The sequence below is a fragment of the Solimonas aquatica genome (genome assembly GCF_900111015.1).
GTDB lineage: Bacteria > Pseudomonadota > Gammaproteobacteria > Nevskiales > Nevskiaceae > Solimonas > Solimonas aquatica.
The window spans coordinates 170,164-187,819 of sequence record NZ_FOFS01000012.1 but is presented as its reverse complement, the minus strand read 5'-3'; the positions used below and the strand labels follow the sequence as shown (position 1 = coordinate 187,819).

The 17,656-nt window shown below is 66.3% G+C and carries 18 protein-coding genes; 3 read left to right on the top strand and 15 right to left on the bottom strand.

Going from position 1 to position 17,656, the window contains the following annotated elements; genetic code table 11:
* Positions 1 to 37: 37 nt before the first annotated feature.
* On the top strand, positions 38 to 553 hold the full coding sequence (locus BMY12_RS15670) for a DUF3016 domain-containing protein (RefSeq protein ID WP_093288272.1): 516 nt from the start codon (positions 38 to 40) through the stop codon (positions 551 to 553).
* On the opposite strand, the gene BMY12_RS15665 is transcribed toward BMY12_RS15670, so the two are convergent.
* On the bottom strand, positions 547 to 756 hold the full coding sequence (locus tag BMY12_RS15665) for a SlyX family protein (protein ID WP_093288270.1): 210 nt from the start codon (positions 754 to 756) through the stop codon (positions 547 to 549). The genes BMY12_RS15670 and BMY12_RS15665 overlap by 7 nt on opposite strands.
* Positions 757 to 878: 122 nt before the next feature.
* Here BMY12_RS15665 and BMY12_RS15660 point away from each other — a divergent pair, with 122 nt between their 5' ends.
* Positions 879 to 1,199, top strand: a complete 321-nt coding sequence (locus BMY12_RS15660; protein ID WP_177189031.1) for a hypothetical protein — start codon at positions 879 to 881, stop codon at positions 1,197 to 1,199.
* A 138-nt stretch (positions 1,200 to 1,337) separates the two neighbouring features.
* On the opposite strand, the gene rpmG is transcribed toward BMY12_RS15660, so the two are convergent.
* The 3 genes from rpmG to secA all read right to left on the bottom strand — a co-directional run bounded on the left by rpmG (position 1,338) and on the right by secA (position 4,659).
* Complete coding sequence (gene rpmG / locus BMY12_RS15655; protein WP_093288267.1) at positions 1,338 to 1,508, bottom strand: 50S ribosomal protein L33; 171 nt, start codon at positions 1,506 to 1,508, stop codon at positions 1,338 to 1,340.
* Positions 1,509 to 1,540: 32 nt separating this feature from the next.
* On the bottom strand, positions 1,541 to 1,777 hold the full coding sequence (gene rpmB, locus BMY12_RS15650) for a 50S ribosomal protein L28 (protein ID WP_093288264.1): 237 nt from the start codon (positions 1,775 to 1,777) through the stop codon (positions 1,541 to 1,543).
* A 119-nt stretch (positions 1,778 to 1,896) separates the two neighbouring features.
* Positions 1,897 to 4,659: a preprotein translocase subunit SecA gene (gene secA / locus BMY12_RS15645; RefSeq protein ID WP_093288261.1), complete on the bottom strand. Its 2,763-nt coding sequence runs from the start codon at positions 4,657 to 4,659 to the stop codon at positions 1,897 to 1,899.
* Positions 4,660 to 4,805: 146 nt separating this feature from the next.
* On the opposite strand from secA, the gene BMY12_RS15640 reads away from it, so the two are divergent.
* Positions 4,806 to 5,105, top strand: a complete 300-nt coding sequence (locus BMY12_RS15640) for a DciA family protein (protein WP_093288258.1) — start codon at positions 4,806 to 4,808, stop codon at positions 5,103 to 5,105.
* A 14-nt stretch (positions 5,106 to 5,119) separates the two neighbouring features.
* Here the strand turns inward: BMY12_RS15640 and lpxC are convergent, their stop codons facing one another.
* From lpxC to mraY, 11 genes are all read right to left on the bottom strand, one after another.
* Positions 5,120 to 6,046: a UDP-3-O-acyl-N-acetylglucosamine deacetylase gene (lpxC, locus tag BMY12_RS15635; RefSeq protein WP_093288357.1), complete on the bottom strand. Its 927-nt coding sequence runs from the start codon at positions 6,044 to 6,046 to the stop codon at positions 5,120 to 5,122.
* 131 nt (positions 6,047 to 6,177) lie between these two features.
* Complete coding sequence (ftsZ, locus tag BMY12_RS15630; protein ID WP_245732563.1) at positions 6,178 to 7,416, bottom strand: cell division protein FtsZ; 1,239 nt, start codon at positions 7,414 to 7,416, stop codon at positions 6,178 to 6,180.
* Positions 7,417 to 7,650: 234 nt separating this feature from the next.
* Positions 7,651 to 8,880 carry a cell division protein FtsA gene (ftsA, locus tag BMY12_RS15625; RefSeq protein WP_093288252.1) on the bottom strand — a complete coding sequence of 410 codons (1,230 nt, stop codon included), beginning with the start codon at positions 8,878 to 8,880 and terminating at the stop codon, positions 7,651 to 7,653.
* A 2-nt stretch (positions 8,881 to 8,882) separates the two neighbouring features.
* Entirely contained in the window at positions 8,883 to 9,659 is a 777-nt protein-coding gene (locus BMY12_RS15620; protein WP_093288250.1) for a cell division protein FtsQ/DivIB, read from the bottom strand.
* Positions 9,656 to 10,612, bottom strand: a complete 957-nt coding sequence (locus BMY12_RS15615) for a D-alanine--D-alanine ligase (RefSeq protein ID WP_093288247.1) — start codon at positions 10,610 to 10,612, stop codon at positions 9,656 to 9,658. Before BMY12_RS15615 ends, BMY12_RS15620 begins: the two co-directional genes overlap by 4 nt.
* The gene (murB, locus tag BMY12_RS15610; RefSeq protein WP_093288244.1) at positions 10,609 to 11,517 is read right to left on the bottom strand and encodes a UDP-N-acetylmuramate dehydrogenase; all 909 of its coding nucleotides are present in this window, start codon (positions 11,515 to 11,517) and stop codon (positions 10,609 to 10,611) included. The genes BMY12_RS15615 and murB overlap by 4 nt, the downstream gene beginning before the upstream one ends.
* Positions 11,514 to 12,956, bottom strand: a complete 1,443-nt coding sequence (murC, locus tag BMY12_RS15605) for a UDP-N-acetylmuramate--L-alanine ligase (RefSeq protein ID WP_093288241.1) — start codon at positions 12,954 to 12,956, stop codon at positions 11,514 to 11,516. Before murC ends, murB begins: the two co-directional genes overlap by 4 nt.
* Positions 12,953 to 14,029: an undecaprenyldiphospho-muramoylpentapeptide beta-N-acetylglucosaminyltransferase gene (gene murG, locus BMY12_RS15600; RefSeq protein WP_093288238.1), complete on the bottom strand. Its 1,077-nt coding sequence runs from the start codon at positions 14,027 to 14,029 to the stop codon at positions 12,953 to 12,955. Before murG ends, murC begins: the two co-directional genes overlap by 4 nt.
* The gene (gene ftsW / locus BMY12_RS15595) at positions 14,026 to 15,198 is read right to left on the bottom strand and encodes a putative lipid II flippase FtsW (protein WP_093288234.1); all 1,173 of its coding nucleotides are present in this window, start codon (positions 15,196 to 15,198) and stop codon (positions 14,026 to 14,028) included. Before ftsW ends, murG begins: the two co-directional genes overlap by 4 nt.
* Complete coding sequence (gene murD, locus BMY12_RS15590; protein ID WP_177189030.1) at positions 15,195 to 16,568, bottom strand: UDP-N-acetylmuramoyl-L-alanine--D-glutamate ligase; 1,374 nt, start codon at positions 16,566 to 16,568, stop codon at positions 15,195 to 15,197. Before murD ends, ftsW begins: the two co-directional genes overlap by 4 nt.
* A complete protein-coding gene (mraY, locus tag BMY12_RS15585) occupies positions 16,568 to 17,653 on the bottom strand; it encodes a phospho-N-acetylmuramoyl-pentapeptide-transferase (RefSeq protein ID WP_093288231.1) in 1,086 nt (361 codons plus the stop codon). Before mraY ends, murD begins: the two co-directional genes overlap by 1 nt.
* Positions 17,654 to 17,656: the final 3 nt, after the last annotated feature.

Sequence of the window (17,656 nt, the reverse complement as noted above, 5' to 3'; positions counted from 1 at the left end):
ACTGGCGGCGGCATCGGCAATCGGGAGGCGCAAGCTCATGAACCGTATCCTTCTTGGCGGCACACTGGCCCTGCTGCTGTCGGCCGGCCTGCAGGCGCAGACGCCCGAACCCAACACCCTGGTCAGCTTCATCAAACCGGAAAAATTCATCGACGCCAGCGACCAGGGCCTGGGCATGGGCTCCAGCCCGCGCGTGCTGAACGACATCAAGAGCTTTCTGGAAAAACTGGGTGCGCAGTACCTGCCGGCCGGCCAGCAGCTGAGCATCGAGATCCGCAACATCGACCTCGCCGGTCGTTTCGACCCCATGCCGGGCCGACCGTCCGAATGGGTGCGCATGCAGCGCGAGGCCGACTGGCCGCGCATCCAGCTGCACTACCGGCTCAGCGTACAGGGCCAGCTGCTGCGCGAGGCGGACGCCAACATCGCCGACATGAATTACCTGCAGAAAGCCCGTTCCAGCTACAGCTCGCAGCCCTTGGGCTATGAGAAGCGCATGCTGGCCGAGTGGTTCAAGAACAGCTTTGCCGAGCGCCAGACCAAGGCTCAGTAGTGCGGGGGCACCTCGTCCGCGGCCGTGCCCTTGTAAAGATCCTGGCCCATGCGCGCCAGGCGCTCGCCCATCAGCGCACAGAGCCGCTCCATGGCTTGCAGCTGCTGTTGCTGGGCGGTGATCACGGCGTTGAGATCCTGGACGGTGGCGTCCAGATAGCTCAGCCGCGTTTCCAGGGCGATGAAGCGTTCTTCCTCGTTCATGACAGCCTTCCTTTCCCGCCTCATTCAGCCGGCGTTCGCGCCGGACCCCGCGGCCGCAGGGTTCAGAACCAATTCAGTTGACAACTCTATTCTGAGGCCACATCACCAGAGTGGAGTGCAAAATGAAAACCTCGAGCAAAGCGATCTTCGCTGCCGGCGCCCTGCTGCTGGCCAGCCTTTCGGCCCCTGCCATGGCCCATGCCAATGTCGGCGTGAGCATCGGCCTGGGCGTTCCGGCCCCGGTCTATGTGGCCCCGGCTCCGGTCTACTACGACCCGCCCCCGCCGCCGGTCTATTACGCCCCGGCGCCGCGCGTGGTGTACCGCCCGGCCTACGTGGCCCCGGCCCCGGTCTACTACGCGCCCCGCGTGGTCTACCCGCGTCCCTACTACCGGCCCTCGCTGAGCATCGAAGCCAACATCGGTCGCGGCTACTACTACTGAGCCGCCAGCGGGAAACCCCGACGCCGCCCCTCAACCGGGCGGCGTTTTTGTTGGTGCGCCCCCCGCTCGCGCGTGCGTCCAAACGCAAAACGCCGCCTCGAAGGGCGGCGTTCTGGCGCGGACAGCGCGAGATCGGGCTTACTTGATCTTCGCTTCCTTGAAGGCGACGTGCTTGCGCGCCACCGGATCGTACTTCTTGAACTCGAACTTGTCCGGCGTGTTCTTGCGATTCTTGGTGGTGGTGTAGAAATAGCCCGTGTCGGCGGTCGACACCAGCTTCACCTTCTCAACGTCTTTTTTCTTGGCCATTGCTTGCGGTCCTTAATCCGTTGGAAGGGAGATTAGAGCTTCTCGCCGCGGGCGCGCAGCTCGGCGATCACGACCTCGACGCCCTTCTTGTCGATGATGCGCATGCCGTTGGCGGACACACGCAGGGACACGAAGCGCTTCTCGGACTCCAGCCAGAAGCGGTGCGTGTGCAGGTTCGGCTCGAACCGGCGACGGCGCTTGTTGTTGGCGTGCGAAACGGTGTTGCCCACGATGGGGCGCTTGCCGGTAACCTGACAGACTTTCGACATGACACGAAACCCTTGAGGGAATTTGGACTTGTGCGTGACCCAGGGGTCACGAAAAGGGGCGCAATTGTGCCAGCAGGGCGGCGGTAGAGCAAGAGGCCCCTGCCGCCGATTCATCCTGCTCAGCTCAAGGCGCCGTGACAGTGCTTGAACTTCTTACCGCTGCCGCAGGGGCAAGGGTCGTTGCGGCCGACCTTGGGCAGCTCGCGCTGCTGGGTCAGCACCCGCGCCGGGGCCGGCTGCGGCGGCTCGAAGCGACGCGGCGCCGCCAGCGGCTCGGCGGCCTCGGGCTGCGGCTCGACAGCGGCGCCCGGCATGGCCTCGTGCTGCAGCTGCATGCGCCGCTCCAGGGCCTCGGCCTGACGCCGACGCTGCTCCTCGACCTCCTGCACCTCGGCCTCGGTCTGGATGCGCACGCGTGAGAGCATGGCGATCACTTCGTGCTTGTAGCGCGCCAGCATGTCGTTGAACATGCCGAAGGCCTCGCGCTTGTACTCCTGCTTGGGATCCTTCTGCGCATAGCCACGCAGATGGATGCCCTGGCGCAGATAGTCCATGGCCGCCAGATGCTCGCGCCAGAGATTGTCCAGGGTCTGCAGCATGATGGCCTTCTCGAAATGCTCCAGAACCGGCGCACCGACCTGCTGCTTCTTCTGCGCGTAGGTCTCGGCCAGCTGCTCCAGCAGCCGCGCGCGCAGGCCCTTCTCGTTGAGCTCGCGCTCGGTATCCAGCCACTGGCGGATCGGCAGCTCCAGCCCGAAATCGCGACGCAGGGCTTCCTGCAGACCGTCGATGTTCCACTGATCCTCGATCGACTGCGGCGGCACGTAAGCGTCGATCACCGCGCTGAGCACGTCGGGGCGGATGGTGTCGACCATGCTGGTCACGCGCTCGGCACTCATCACCTGATCGCGCAGCTCGTAGACGGCCTTGCGCTGGTCGTTGGCGACGTTGTCGTATTCCAGCAGCTGCTTGCGGATGTCGAAATTGTGCGCTTCGACCTTGCGCTGCGCGGTCTCGATGGCGCGCGTCACCCAGCGATGCTCGATGGCCTCGCCCTCTTCCATCCCTAAGCCCTGCAGCATGGCGCGCATGCGCGGCGGGGTGAAGATGCGCATCAGGGTGTCGTCGAGCGACAGATAGAAACGCGAGGCGCCGGGGTCGCCCTGACGGCCGGAGCGGCCGCGCAGCTGGTTGTCGATACGCCGCGACTCATGGCGCTCGGAGCCGATCACATACAGACCGCCGGAGGCCAGCACCTGCTCGTGCCGCGTCTTCCAGGCCGCACGCGCGGCCTCGCGACCGATGCTGTCGTCCTCGGCGAGCTGCGCCAGCTCGTTCTCCAGGCTGCCGCCAAGCACGATGTCGGTGCCGCGACCGGCCATGTTGGTGGCGATGGTCACCGCGCCGGGGCGGCCGGCCTGGGCCACGATCTCGGCCTCGCGCTCATGCTGCTTGGCATTGAGCACCTCGTGCTTGATGCCTTCCTTGTTGAGCAGCGAGGACAGCAGTTCCGAGGTTTCGATGCTGGCGGTGCCGACCAGCACCGGCTGCTGCTTGGCGTGCGCCTGCTTGATCTCGGTGATGACCGCGTTGAACTTGTCCTTGGCGTTCATGAACACCAGATCGCCCTGGTCCTTGCGGATCATGGCGCGATTGGTGGGGATCACCACCACTTCCAGGTTGTAGATGCTCTGGAATTCAAAGGCCTCAGTGTCGGCCGTGCCGGTCATGCCGGACAGCTTGCCGTAGAGACGGAAGTAGTTCTGGAAGGTGATGCTGGCCAGCGTCTGGTTTTCCTGCTGGATCTTCACGCCTTCCTTGGCCTCGATGGCCTGGTGCAGGCCATCGGACCAGCGCCGGCCCGGCATCATGCGGCCGGTGAATTCGTCGATGATGATGATCTGGCCATTGCGCACGATGTACTCGACATCGCGCTTGTACAGATGATGCGCACGCAGCAGCGCGTTCAAGTGATGCAGCAGCACGATGTTGGCCGCGTCGTAGAGGCTGTCCTCCTCGCCCAGCAGGCCGCCCGAGCGCATCAGATGTTCCACCTTCTCGTGACCGTCTTCGGTCAGGTGCACCTGCTTGCCCTTCTCGTCCACCGAGAAGTCGCCGGGGCCGTCCTCTTCCTTCTGCGCCGCGAGCTTCGGAATCAGGGCGTTGATCTTGCGGTACAGCTCGGGATCATCGTCGGTGGGACCACTGATGATCAGGGGCGTGCGCGCCTCGTCGATCAGGATCGAGTCCACCTCGTCGACGATGGCGTAGGCATGGCCGCGCTGCACCTTGTCGGCCAGCGAGAAGGCCATGTTGTCGCGCAGGTAGTCGAAGCCCAGCTCGTTGTTGGTGGCGTAGGTGATGTCGCAGGCGTAGGCCGCGCGCTTTTCTTCCGTGGTCTGGCCGGAGGTGATCACGCCCACGCTCATGCCCAGGAAGCGGAAGATGCGGCCCATCCATTCCGAGTCACGCCGCGCCAGGTAGTCGTTGACCGTGACCACGTGCACGCCCTTGCCGCTGAGCGCATTCAGATACGCCGGCAGGGTGGCGACCAGGGTCTTGCCCTCGCCGGTGCGCATTTCCGCGATCTTGCCCTCATGCAGGATGGCGCCGCCGATCAGCTGCACGTCGAAGTGGCGCATGCCCATCACGCGCTTGCCGGCCTCGCGCACCAGGGCGAAGGCGTCGGGGCGCAGCTGCTCCAGGGTTTCGCCCTTGGCCAGGCGCTCGCGCAGCATCCCGGTCTGTTCGGCCAGCTGCGTATCGCTCATCGCCGCGTATTTTTCTTCCAGCGCGCCTACCGCGCGGACCACGCTCTCCAGCCGTTTGATGATGCGCTGGTTGCGGCTGCCGAAGATGCGGGCCAGGAACTTGTTGAGCATGGCAACTCTTGAAAGAAAGATCGAAAATCAGAACCGGTCCACGGAGGTGCGGGCCGTGGCGGGCGTCAAAGGGGGCGTATTATGCCTTGCTTGGGATGACAACCCGCTTTTCAAGCCCGCAGCCCGGTTTTGCGAGCCCCCCCAGCATGCGCGATCCACAGCCCTTGTCGCAGGTCCTGAACCTTGCCGCCCACGATGGCGGCGGCTGGCTGGCGCGCTTGCGGCAGCTGCAGGCCATCAACCAGAGCCTGCCGCAATGGTGTGCCGAGCCCTGGGTGAAACAGCTGCGGGTGGCGAACCTGCGCGAGGGCGTGGTGGTGGTGTACTCGGCCTCGGCCACGGCGCTGGTGCCGCTGCGTCACCGCAGCAACGCCTTCCTGCGCTGGCTCAAGGATTACCACGGCCTGGACTGCCAGCGCCTGGCGCTGAGCGTGCGGCCGCGCTGAGGCAGCCCCGGACTTCAGGCGGCTGCGGCGAGATTGCTGCCGCGCACGAAGCTGATCGGCGCCGGCTGGTCGCTGTTTTCGAAGGTCACGATCTCGTAGGCCTGCGGATCGTCCAGCACCGCGCGCACCAGCTTGTTGTTGAGCGCGTGGCCGGACTTGTAGGCGGTGTAGGCGCCGATCACCGGATGGCCGAGCAGATAGAGATCGCCCACCGCGTCGAGAATCTTGTGGCGCACGAATTCGTCGTCGTAGCGCAAGCCGTCGTGATTGACCACGCGGAAATCATCCAGGGCCACGACATTGTCCAGGCTGGCGCCCAGGCCCAGGTTGTTGGCGCGCAGGGTGTCCAGTTCGCGCAAGAAGCCGAAGGTGCGGGCGCGCGCCACTTCCTTGACGTAATTGGCGGTGGAGAACTCCACCACGGCGTTCTGGGCGCTGGCCTTGAACACCGGGTGCTTGAAGTCGATGGCGAAGCTCAGGCGATAGCCCTCGTAGGGCTCGAAGCGCGCCCACTTGTCGGCCTCGGCCACCTGCACCGGCTGACGGATGCGGATGAACTTCTTGGGCGCGTCCTGCTCGTGAATGCCGGCCGACTGGATCAGGTACACGAAGGGCCCGGAGCTGCCGTCCATGATCGGCAGCTCGGCCGAGGACAGTTCCACCACGCAGTTGTCGATGCCCAGGCCGGCAAAGGCCGACATCAGATGCTCGACGGTGGCGACCTTCACGCCGGCGTCGCTGACCAGGGTGCTGCACATCACCGCCTCGCGCAGCAGATGGGCGGCGCAGGGCACTTCCACGGCGGGCGCGAGGTCCGTGCGACGGAACAGGATGCCGGTGTCCGGCCCGGCCGGCAGCAGCGACATATAGACCTTGCGGCCGGAGTGCAGGCCGATGCCGCTGGCGCGGATTGCCTGTTTCAGAGTGCGCTGTCGGACCATGGTCTTGCCGGTGCTGTTCGAGGTCTGAGAGATCACGAAAGAGGGCGTCCCGCTACGGACGCCCCTTCGAATTCACAGAATCTTAACATGCCAGTCTGAACGCTCCCCGCGGGGCTGCGCCCCGGGTGGGCTCAATCGGCCTGGTTTCGCAGGAAGGCCGGGATGTTGATGATGTCTTCGTCCAGACCCAGCGGGAAAGCGCTGCCGCCGGCCGCCGCGACCTTGCGCGGCTGCTGGCGCTGCACCGCCGGAATTTCCAGATTGGCGGTGTTGAGCGTGGGCACGCCGCCGAAACCAGCCGCACCTTCCGGGCGGATGAACTGCGCCACCCGCGGATTGGCGTGTGCGGCAGCCATCGCCGGCTGCTGCAGCGGCAGGGTCTGCATCTGGCGGTTGCCGTTGAGGCCGGTGGCCACCACGGTCACGCGCAGCTCGCCGTTCAGATTCGGATTGATGGACATGCCGATCTTGGCGTCGGCCTCGTCGGCCGCGATCTCGCCGACCCGCGCGCTGATGAACTCATACTCTTCCGAGAGCAGGGTTTCGTCGCAGGTGACGTTGACCAGCAGGCCGCGCGCGCCGTGCAGCTCGATATCGTCGAGCAGCGGGCTGGACAGGGCCATTTCCACCGCGCGCTGGGCGCGGTCTTCGCCGCTGGCGGCGCCGATGCCCATCATCGCCATGCCGCGGTTGGACATCACGGTCTTGACGTCGGCGAAGTCGACGTTGATCAGGCCCGGACGGGTGATCAGATCGGAAATGCCCTGCACCGCGTTCTGCAGCACGTCGTTGGCGGCGCGGAAGCAGTTGAGCAGCGTGACCTTCTTGCCCAGCACCAGCGACAGCTTTTCGTTGGGGATCAGGATCAGCGAGTCGGTGTACTGGCGCAGCTCGTCGATGCCGCGCATCGCCACCGCCAGACGCTTCTTGCCCTCATGCGCGAAGGGCTTGGTGACCACCGCCACGGTGAGGATGTTGAGCTCCTTGGCCACCTCGGCGATCACCGGCGCGGCGCCGGTGCCGGTGCCGCCACCCATGCCGGCGGTGATGAACAGCAGATCGGCGCCCGCCACCATCTCGCGGATGCGGTCGCGGTCTTCCTCGGCAGCCTGACGGCCCACGGCCGGATCGGAGCCGGCGCCCAGACCGCGCGTGACCTCGGCGCCGAGCTGCAGCTGATTGGTCGGCACGCAGCGTTCGAGATGGTCGCGGTCAGTGTTGGCGCAGATGAAATCCACGCTGTCGATGCCCGCCTGGGCCATCTGATTGACGGTGTTGCAGCCACCGCCACCCACGCCGATCACGCGGATCACCGCGCGCTTCCGTTGTCCGTCCATCAGCTCGAAAATTTCCCGTGTCTGTCCGCTCATGTCTTGCTCCCGCGCTCTTGCGAGCGCTCTTCGTCACAGATCATTCATAAAGCGCGCATGTTCGCGCAACTGGTCACGAATTCCTGCCAGACCCGGCGCGCGAAATTTGTTTCCAAAGAAAAACAATTTCGCGAAAGTAAAATACTTCATCACTGTGCCGATGTCAACAACAAAAACTCAGAAACCTCTCAAAAAAAACACTTCAACTTGTCGCTTCAGCGCCTTCATGCGCCTTTAAAAACTGCCCTTGATCCAGTCGCTGATGCGCCCGAACCAGTGCCCGATCCCTTCGCCGCTGGCGGCCGGCACCTGCGGCAGGTTCTGCCGCCCGTACATCAAAAGTCCCACCGCCGTGGCGCAGGCCGGATTGCGCGCAACTTCCTTGAGTCCGCCCACGTTCTGCGGCACGCCCAGACGCACCGGCAGCTCGAACACGCTCTCGGCCAGTTCGATCACCCCCGGCATCTGCGCGGCGCCTCCGGTGAGCACCACGCCGCCGGCGGCCAGCTCGTACCAGTCAGCGCGATGCAGCTCCTTGCGGATGAAGCGGAACAGTTCCTCGTAGCGCGGCTTGATCACCTCCGCGAGCGTCAGGCGCGACAGCCGCCGCGCCGGCGCATCACCCACGCCCTTGACCTCGATCTCCTCATGGCTCGCCGCGAACTGCGGCAGCGCCACGCCGTGCTGCACCTTCAGTTCCTCGGCATACGGCGCCGGGGTGCGGAAGGCGACGCTGATGTCGTTGGTGACCTGGTTGCCGGCGATCGGCAGCACGGCGGTGTGGCGGATGGTGCCGCCCTTGAACACCGCGATATCGGACGTGCCGCCACCGATATCCACCATGCACACGCCCAGCTCGCGCTCATCCGGCAACAGCGTGGCGTAGCTGGACGCCAGGTGCTGGAGAATCAGCTTGTCCACCTTCAGGCCGCAGCTCTCCACGCACTTGTAGATGTTCTGCGCCGCCGAGATCGAGCCGGTGACGATGTGCACCTTGGCTTCCAGGCGCACGCCGTGCATACCCACCGGATCGTGGATGCCTTCGCGGCCATCGACCACGAACTCCTGCGGAATCACGTGCAGGATCTTCTGATCCGCCGGAATGGCGATGGCGCGCGCCGCGTCCATCACGCTGTCGACATCGCGCTCGGAGACGCTGCCCGCGCGCACCGGCGCCACGCCGGCGGAATTGAGGCTGCGGATATGCGTGCCGGAAATGCCCACGTACACCGACTGCGCGCGGCAGCCCGCCATGTGCTCGGCGTTTTCCACGGCGCGCTTGATGGCCTGCGTGGTGAGCTCGATGTTGACCACATCGCCGCGGTTCATGCCGCGCGAGGGCGCTTCGCCGTAGCCGACGATTTCGATATTGCCTTCCGGCATCAGCTGCCCGACCACCGCCACGCACTTGGAAGTGCCGATGTCGATGCCGACCAGCAGATTGCGTTCTTCACGACGTGCCATGCTCAGGGCGCCTCCTTACGTTGCGCAGACGGAGCGGCTTGCCAGCCGACGGAAAAACCATTGGTGTAGCGCAGATCGATGTACTTCACTTCCGAAACCCGGTTCTTGAATAAACGTTCGGCCGGCCCCAGCAGGGTCGCCACTGCGTTCTGCGGATCGTCACGACCCAGACGCAGTTCCACGCCGCTCTGCGTGTGTCCCAGCCATTCGCCGCGCGCATCGCGCGACAGGCCGGAGAGTGCGAAAGCCGAATCCTTGAGCTGGCTGCTGAGCGCGCGGAACATCTCCGCCACCATCGCCTCCTTGCCGGCGGTGCCGCCGAGCTGCGGCAGGTTCTGCGCGATCTCCGCCGGCGCCGGCGTGAACGCCTGCGACTGGCTGTCGAGCAGCTGATCGTTGTTCCAGCGCGCGAAGGGCATGCGCTCCACGGCGCGCACACGCACCGTGCCCGGCCAGACGCGCTCGACGCTGGCCTGCGCCACCCAGGGCAGCTGCTGCACCGATGCGCGCAGCGCCGCCAGATCCAGTTCACCGAAGCGGCGCTGCACCTGCGGCCGCAGCACGGCTTCGATATCGCTCACCTTCAGATGCGTGAAGCGACCTTCGATCTGCAGGCGCGCCACATCCTGGCGCCCCACCCAGCGCGCACCCGAGAGCAGCAGCAGGGCCGCCATCAGCAGCACCAGCAGACCGAGCGCAAACAGCAGCGCGCGCGGCAGGCGCAGGGCAGGGGTTTCATCGGCGGGCAGTTCGTCGGCCGTCATCACCATCGCGGTCATCCGCCGCCCTCCGCGTCGAGGGTGTCTTCGAGAATGCGCCAGCACAGGGTTTCGTAATCGATGCCGCGCGCCCTCGCCGCCATCGGCACCAGGCTGTGCGAGGTCATGCCCGGCACCAGATTGGCTTCGATCAGCCAGGGCCGGTTCTGTGCATCGAGCATGAAGTCCACGCGGCCCCAGCCGCGCGCACCCAGCAGCTGGAAGGCGCGCAGGCAGATGCCGCGAATCTCGTTCTCCAGCGCCGCATCCAGGCCACTCGGGCAGTGGTAGCGGGTGTTATCGGAGAGATACTTGGCGTGGTAATCGTAGAACTCGCCTTCCGGCTCGATACGGATCAGCGGCAAGGCCTCCTCGCCGAGAATCGCGCAGGTGAACTCGTGGCCGCCGGCACCACCGGCGATGAAGCGTTCCGCCATCACCGTGCGGCCTTGTTCGCCGCGCGCAGACAGCCAGGCCGCGTGCAGATCTTCCGCACGCTTGACCTTGCTCACGCCGACGCTGGAGCCTTCATCCGAAGGCTTGACGATGAAGGGATAGCCGAACTGCTGCGCCGCGCGCTGCAGATCGGACTCCTGCTCGACCCACAGCCAGTCCGGCGTCGGCAGGCCCTCGGCCTTCCAGATGCGCTTGGTGCGCAGCTTGTCCATGGCCAGCGCGCAGGCCAGCACGCCGCTGCCGGTGTACGGAATCTTCTGCAGCTGCAGCGCCGCCTGCACCGTGCCGTCCTCACCGCCGGTGCCGTGCAGGATGTTGAACACGCGGTCGAAGCCTAGGCGGCCGAGATTCAGCACCTGCTCCGGCGTGGCATCGATGGCGGTGACATCCACGCCGCGCGCCTTGAGCGCGGCCTCGATGCCCTGCCCGCTCCAGAGCGCGACCTGGCGTTCGGAGGACCAACCACCCATCAGCAGTGCAACGCGGCCGAAGTCCTTGGGATTGTTCGTGCGCCTCATGCCGGTTCCCCTACCACCCGTACTTCCGGATGCAGATGCACACCGGTCTGCTCGAACACGCGCTGCTGGATGTGCGCGATCAGCTGTTCGACATCGGCGGCGCGGGCGGCCTCGTCGGTGATGATGAAATTGGCGTGCAGCGTGGAGACCTCGGCGCCGCCGACGCGATGGCCCTTCAGGCCGCAGGCTTCGATCAGACGCGCGGCATGATCGTCCGGCGGATTGCGGAAGGTGCTGCCGGCCGAAGGCTTGCCCACCGGCTGCGTGGCCTTGCGCCGCGCCAGCCAGGTTTTCATGTCGGCCTCGGCGCTGCCGTCGGCATCACGCTCGAAGACGAAACGCGCGGCGATGAAACCGGCGAAGTCGCGCGGCATCGCCACGTGCCGGTAGCCGTAAACGAATTCGGACTTGGGCAGCCAGACCGTGCTGCCGTCGCGGCGCATGATCTGCACCTCGCTGACCACGCGCCAAGTCTCGCCGCCGTGCGCACCGGCGTTCATCGCCAGCGCCCCGCCCACGGTGCCGGGAATGCCAGCGAAGAAGCCGGCACCGGCCAGCTTGTGGCCCACCACGAACTTGGCCAGACGCGCGCAATGCACGCCGGCCTGCGCCTCGATGCAGGTTTCGTCGTAATGCTTCAGATCGTCCAGCGCGCCATGCAGGGCGATGACCGTACCGCGCACACCGCCGTCGCGCACCAGCAGATTGCTGCCCAGGCCCAGCCACAGCAGCGGCTCATCCGCCGGCAGGCTGGCCACGAAAGCAGACAGATCCGCCAGATCGGCCGGCTCGTAATAGCGATCCGCCTTGCCACCGACACGCCAGGAGGTATGCGCCGCCAGCGATTCGCCGAGCAGCAGCCGGCCGCGCAGCGCAACCGGGTCGTGACGGGCTGTCGCGTTCACGCGCCACCTCCACTGCGGAAGCGCTGCGTGAGCAGGGCCGGCAGACCACCGACATCGCCGGCACCGAGCGTGAGCAGCAGATCGCCATCGCGCAGCAGGCGCGACAAGGCATCCGGCATCTCGGCGATGGTGGGCACGAACACCGGCTCCACCTTGCCGCGTGCGCGGATGCCGCGCGCCAGGGCGCGACCATCTGCGGCTTCGATGGGCGCTTCGCCTGCGGCATAGACCTCGGCCAGCAGCACGGCATCGGCCTCGCTCAGCACCGCACAGAAATCTTCGAACAGATCGCGCGTGCGCGAGTAGCGATGCGGCTGGAACACCACCACCAGACGGCGCGTGGGATGCGCGGCGCGCATGGCCTGGAAGGTGGCGGCGATTTCGCGCGGGTGATGACCGTAGTCATCCACCAGCAGCACGCGGCCCTGCGGCAGCGCGAGTTCACCATGCGGCTCACAGCGCCGGCCCACGCCGCCGAAGCCGGTGAAGGCGCGGCGCATGGCCTCGAAGTTCACGCCCAGCTCGCGGCCGATGGCGATCGCGGCCAGCGCGTTCTGCACATTGTGCCGGCCGGGCAGATTGAGATGGAATTCCTCATGCCGCAGCTGACCATCGGCATCGCGAAACGCCACCGTGAAATGCGCGCCGCTGCCCTCCGGGCGCACATCCAGCGCGCGCAGATCGGCGTCCTCGGCAAAGCCGTAGGTGAACACCGGGCGGCCGACTTCGGGAATGGTTTCGCGCACCACCGGATCGTCGATGCACAGCACCGCCAGGCCGTAGAACGGCAGACGATGCAGAAACTCCACGAAGGTCGCACGCAGCTTCTTGAAGTCGTGGCCGTAGGTTTCCAGATGATCGGCGTCGATATTGGTGACCACCGCCAGCAGCGGCGAGAGATGCAGGAAGGAGGCATCGCTCTCGTCGGCCTCGGCCACCAGATAGCCGCCCGAACCCAGGCGCGCATTGCTGCCCGCGCTCTTGAGCTTGCCGCCGATCACGTAGGTGGGGTCCAGCTCGGCCTCGCCCAGCACGCTCGCCACCAGACTGGTGGTGGTGGTCTTGCCATGCGTGCCGGCGATGGCGATGCCGTAGCGGAAGCGCATCAGTTCGGCCAGCATCTCGGCGCGCCGCACCACCGGAATGCGCTGCGCGTGCGCGTAGACCAGTTCGGGATTGTCGGCCTTCACCGCCGTGGAGACGACGATGGCGTCGGCGCCATGAGCATTGCTCTCGGCATGACCGATGAACACCGTGGCACCCAGCTCGCGCAGGCGCTGCACGGCCGCGCTTTCCTTCAGATCCGTGCCGCTGACCTGATAGCCGAGATTGATCAGCACCTCGGCGATGCCGGCCATGCCGGAACCGCCGATCCCGAGCATGTGGATGCGCCGCACGCGGCGCATCGGCAGGGACATGAGATTCATCACCGTGCTCATGCGGCCAGCTCCAGACAGGCTTGCGCGATGGTCTCGGTCGCTTGTGGCCAGGCGCGCGTGCGCGCGGCTTCGGCCATGCGCGTGAGCCGCGCGCGATCCGCCATCAGCTCGCGCAGCACACTGGCCAGAGAATCGGGACTGAGCTGCGCTTCGGGCAGCAGCAGAGCGGCGCCCGCCGCCACCAGATACTGCGCATTGCGCGTCTGGTGATCGTCCACCGCCGCCGGAAACGGCACCAGCACGCTGGCGCAACCTGCGGCACTGAGTTCGGCGATGGTGGAGGCACCGGCGCGGCAGATCACCAGATCCGCCCAGGCATAGGCCGCCGGCATATCGTCAATGAAGGCCGTGATCTCGGCCTGCACCTGTGCCTCGGCATAAGCACGCTGTGCGATTTCCACCGTGCGGCCGCCCTGATGGCGCAGCAGCGGACGTTCGGCCGGCAGCAGACGCGCGATGGCGCGCGGCACTTGTTCATTGAGCGCACGCGCACCCTGCGAGCCGCCGACCACCAGCACCCGCAGCGGCCCTTCGTGCTGCTGACGCTGCGCCGGCGGCGGCAGCTCGGCAAAACCGCTGCGCACCGGATTGCCCACGGTGCGGGCCTGCGCGAAGGTATTCGGGAAAGCCTGCAGCGCGACGCGCGCCAGCTGCGCGAGCACGCGATTGGTCATGCCGGCCGCCGCGTTCTGTTCGTGAATCAGCAGCGGCCAGCCGCCCAGCCAGGCTGCGAGGCCGCCAGGCCCGGAAACAAAACCGCCCATGCCCAGCACCGCGTCGGGCTTGAGGCGCTTGAGGATGCTGCGCGCCTGCCAGATGGCCCGCGCGATCAGCAGCGGCGCCTGCAGCAGCTTGAGCACCCCCTTGCCGCGCACGCCGGAGATGCGCACGTATTCCAGCGCGAAGCCCTGCTTGGGCACGGCGCGGGACTCGAAACTGTCGGGCGTGCCCATCCACACCACCTCATGGCCGCGCTCGCGCAGCCACTGCGCCACAGCAAGCCCTGGATAGACATGCCCGCCGGTGCCCCCGGCCATCACCACGAAGCGGCGTGCACGCGTGGCGGCGCTCATGCCTCGTCCTCCGCCGAGCGGCTGCCGAAAGCCAGCGCGCGATTCTCGTAATCCACGCGCAGCAGCAGGCCCAGCATCGCGCAGACCGTGATCAGCGAAGAGCCGCCGTAAGAGAGCAGCGGCAGGGTCAGCCCCTTGGTGGGCAGCAGGCCCATGTTCACCGCCATGTTGATCAGCGCCTGCAGGCCGATCCAGGAGGTGAGGCCGTAAGCCAGATAGGCCTGGAAGTGCCGCGCCTGCTGCTCGGCCGCGCGCGCGATGCGAAAGCCGCGCCAGACCACGATGCCGAACAGGCTGATCAGCAGCGCGATGCCGATGAGGCCGAACTCCTCGGCGAGAATCGCGAAGATGAAGTCGGTGTGCATCTCCGGCAGATACAGCAGCTTCTGGATGCTGTTGCCCAGGCCCACGCCGAACCATTCGCCGCGCCCCACCGCAATCAGCGATTGCGCCAGCTGCCAGCCGGCGTTCTCGACATCGGCCCAGGGGTTCATGAAGTTCATCAGGCGCTTGACGCGATACGGCTCGGCGAAGGCCAGCACCGCCATGCCCACGGCCGCCAGCAGCACCAGGCCGATGTAGTAATGCACGCGCGCGCCGCCCAGAAACAGCATCAGGAACACCACGCCGACCAGAATCGCGGTGGCGCCGAAGTCCGGCTCGGCGAGCAGCAGCACGCAGGGCAGCGCGGTGGCGAGCAGCGGCATGGCCATGCCTTTCAAGCTGTCCTGCAGGGCCAGCTGCCGACGCGCGATATAACCGGCGACATAGATGATCACCGCCAGACGCGCCGGCTCGGAGGCCTGCAGGCGGAACACGCCCAGATCGATCCAGCGCCGCGCGGCATTGATCTTCAGGCCCACATGCGGGATCAGCACCAGAATCAGCAGCGCCAGCGCGCCGAGATACAGCAGGGTGCTGCTGCGCTGCCAGATCGCGCTGGGCACGCAGTACAGCAGCATGCCGGCGCTCAGGCCCATCGCCAGGAACAGCAGCTGGCGATAGAAGAAGTAAAAGGGATCACCGCTGAGCTTGGTGGCCTGCGCCACCGAAGCCGAGGCCACCATCACCAGGCCCCAGATCATCAGCGCCAGCACCGCGCCGCACAGCCAGTTGTCGAGGCCGTAGCGTGCGCGTGGCATGGAAAACACGGCGGCGAGCGCGCTCATGCTTCCAGCTCCCGCACCGCGGCGCGGAACTGCTCGCCGCGATCCACATAGCTCTTGAACTGATCGAAGCTCGCGCAGGCCGGCGAGAGCAGCACGCGATCGCCGGGCTGCGCCAGCGTGCGTGCCCGCGCCAGGGCCGCACGCAGGTCCGGCTCGCGATAGATGGGTGCGGCACCGGACACATCGGCTTCGATGCGCGCGGCGTCTTCGCCGAACAGCACAGCGGCGCGGCTCTTCTGCGCCAGCGCCGCACGCAGCTCGATGAAGGACTGACCCTTGCCCTGCCCGCCGCCGAGCCAGACGATGGGGGCCGGCAGACCCAGCAGGGCCGCCAGCGTCGAACCGACATTGGTGCCCTTGGAATCGTTGAAGTAATCCACGCCCGCGACGCTGGCCACGAACTCGCAGCGATGGGCCAGGCCCTTGAACTCGCGCAGCGCGCGCAGGCTGGCCTCGCGCGCAATGCCGGCGGCATCGGCCAGCGCCAGCGCGGCCAGCGCGTTCGCAGCGTTGTGCAGGCCGAAAATCTTCAGGTCCGCGAGGCGCAAGGCCTGCGCGGTGAGATGGGTCTGCGGGTCCGGTGCGCAGAGCCAGGCGTCGCTTTCGATCTGGCGCAGACCGTATTGCCCCTCGGCGGCATCGTTCACGCCGAAGCTGAGGGTGCGCGTCGCGGCGCTCGCGCGCCAGGTGGCGGGGTCTTCGCGATTGACCACGGCGGTTTCGCAGCCTTCGAAGATCCGCGCCTTCACATCGCCGTAATGCGCCATGCTGCCGTGACGATCGAGATGATCCTGCGACAGATTCAGAAACGCCGCGGCCTTGCAGCGCAGGCTGTGCGTGGTTTCCAGCTGGAAGCTGGACAGTTCCAGCACGTACAGCTCGATGTCTGCGGCCAGCAGGTCCAGCGCCGGCAGACCGAGATTGCCGCCCACCGCCACGCGCAGACCGGCGGCCTTGGCCATCTCGCCCACCAGCGTGGTGGTGGTGGACTTGCCATTGGAGCCGGTGATGGCGACGACCTGAGGCGCCGAGCCCGAAGCCTGCGCCTGCAGCGCGCGCGCGAACAGTTCGATGTCGCCGATGATGGCCACGCCGGCAGCGGCGAGTTCACGCACGAAAGGCTCGTCCAGCGAAACGCCGGGCGAGACCACCGCAAGCTTGAACTGCGACAGCGGCTGCGGCGCGGCGAAGCCGCCGAGCACGAACCTCACGTCCGGATATTGTGTGCGCAGCGCGTCCACGCCCGGCGGCGTGGCGCGGCTGTCGGTCACGGTCAGTCGCGCGCCCAGCGGCGCGAGATGGCGCAGGCTGGAGGCGCCGCTGGCGCCCAGCCCCACAATCAGAATCGACTGTCCCTGATACTCCAGCATCAACGTACCTTTAGAGAAGACAAGCCGATCAACACCAGAATCAGCGTGATGATCCAGAAGCGCACGATGATCTTGGGCTCCGGCCAGCCCTTGAGTTCATAGTGGTGATGCAGCGGTGCCATGCGGAAAATGCGCTTGCCGCCGCTGTACTTGAAGTACATCACCTGCAGCGCCACCGACACGGTCTCGGCCACGAACACGCCGCCCATGATCGCCAGCACCAGTTCCTGTCGCACCAGCACCGCCACCACACCCAGCGCCGCGCCCAGCGCCAGCGCGCCCACGTCGCCCATGAACACCTGTGCGGGATAGGTGTTGAACCAGAGAAAGCCCAGACCGGCACCGGCAATCGAGGCGCAGAAGATCGCCAGTTCGCCGCAACCGGGGATGTAAGGGATGGCCAGATACGCGGCGAACTTGGCATTGCCGCTGGCATAGGCGAACACCGCCAGCGCCGAGGCCACCAGCACCGTGGGCATGATGGCCAGGCCATCCAGGCCATCGGTGAGGTTCACCGCATTGCTGGAACCGACGATCACCAGATAGGCCCAGGGGATGAAGAAGATGCCCAGCGAGATCGCGGCATTCTTCACGAAGGGGAAGATCAGCGTGGTTTCCGCCGGCGCCTTGTGCGTGGCGAAGATCAGCGTCGCCACGGTGAAGCCGGCCAGCGACAGCCAGAAATACTTCTGCTTCGCCGGCAGGCCCTTGGGGTCCTTGCGGCGAATCTTGATGTAGTCGTCGGCAAAGCCCACGGCGCCGAAGGCCAGGGTCACGAACAGCGAGAACCACACGAAGCGGTTGCCCAGATCGGCCCACATCAGGGTCGCGACGCTGATCGCACAGAGAATCAGCACGCCGCCCATGGTCGGCGTGCCGGTCTTCTTCAGATGCGTCTGCGGACCATCCTCACGCACCGGCTGACCGAACTTGAAACGGTACAGGCGCTCGATCATCAGCGGCCCGAAAGCGAAGCTGAAGATCAGCGCGGTGAGGATGCCCAGCACACTGCGGAAGGTCAGATACGTGAAGACATTGAAGCCGCTCACGAACTGCTTCAGATAGTCGGCGAGGTAGTAAAGCATGAG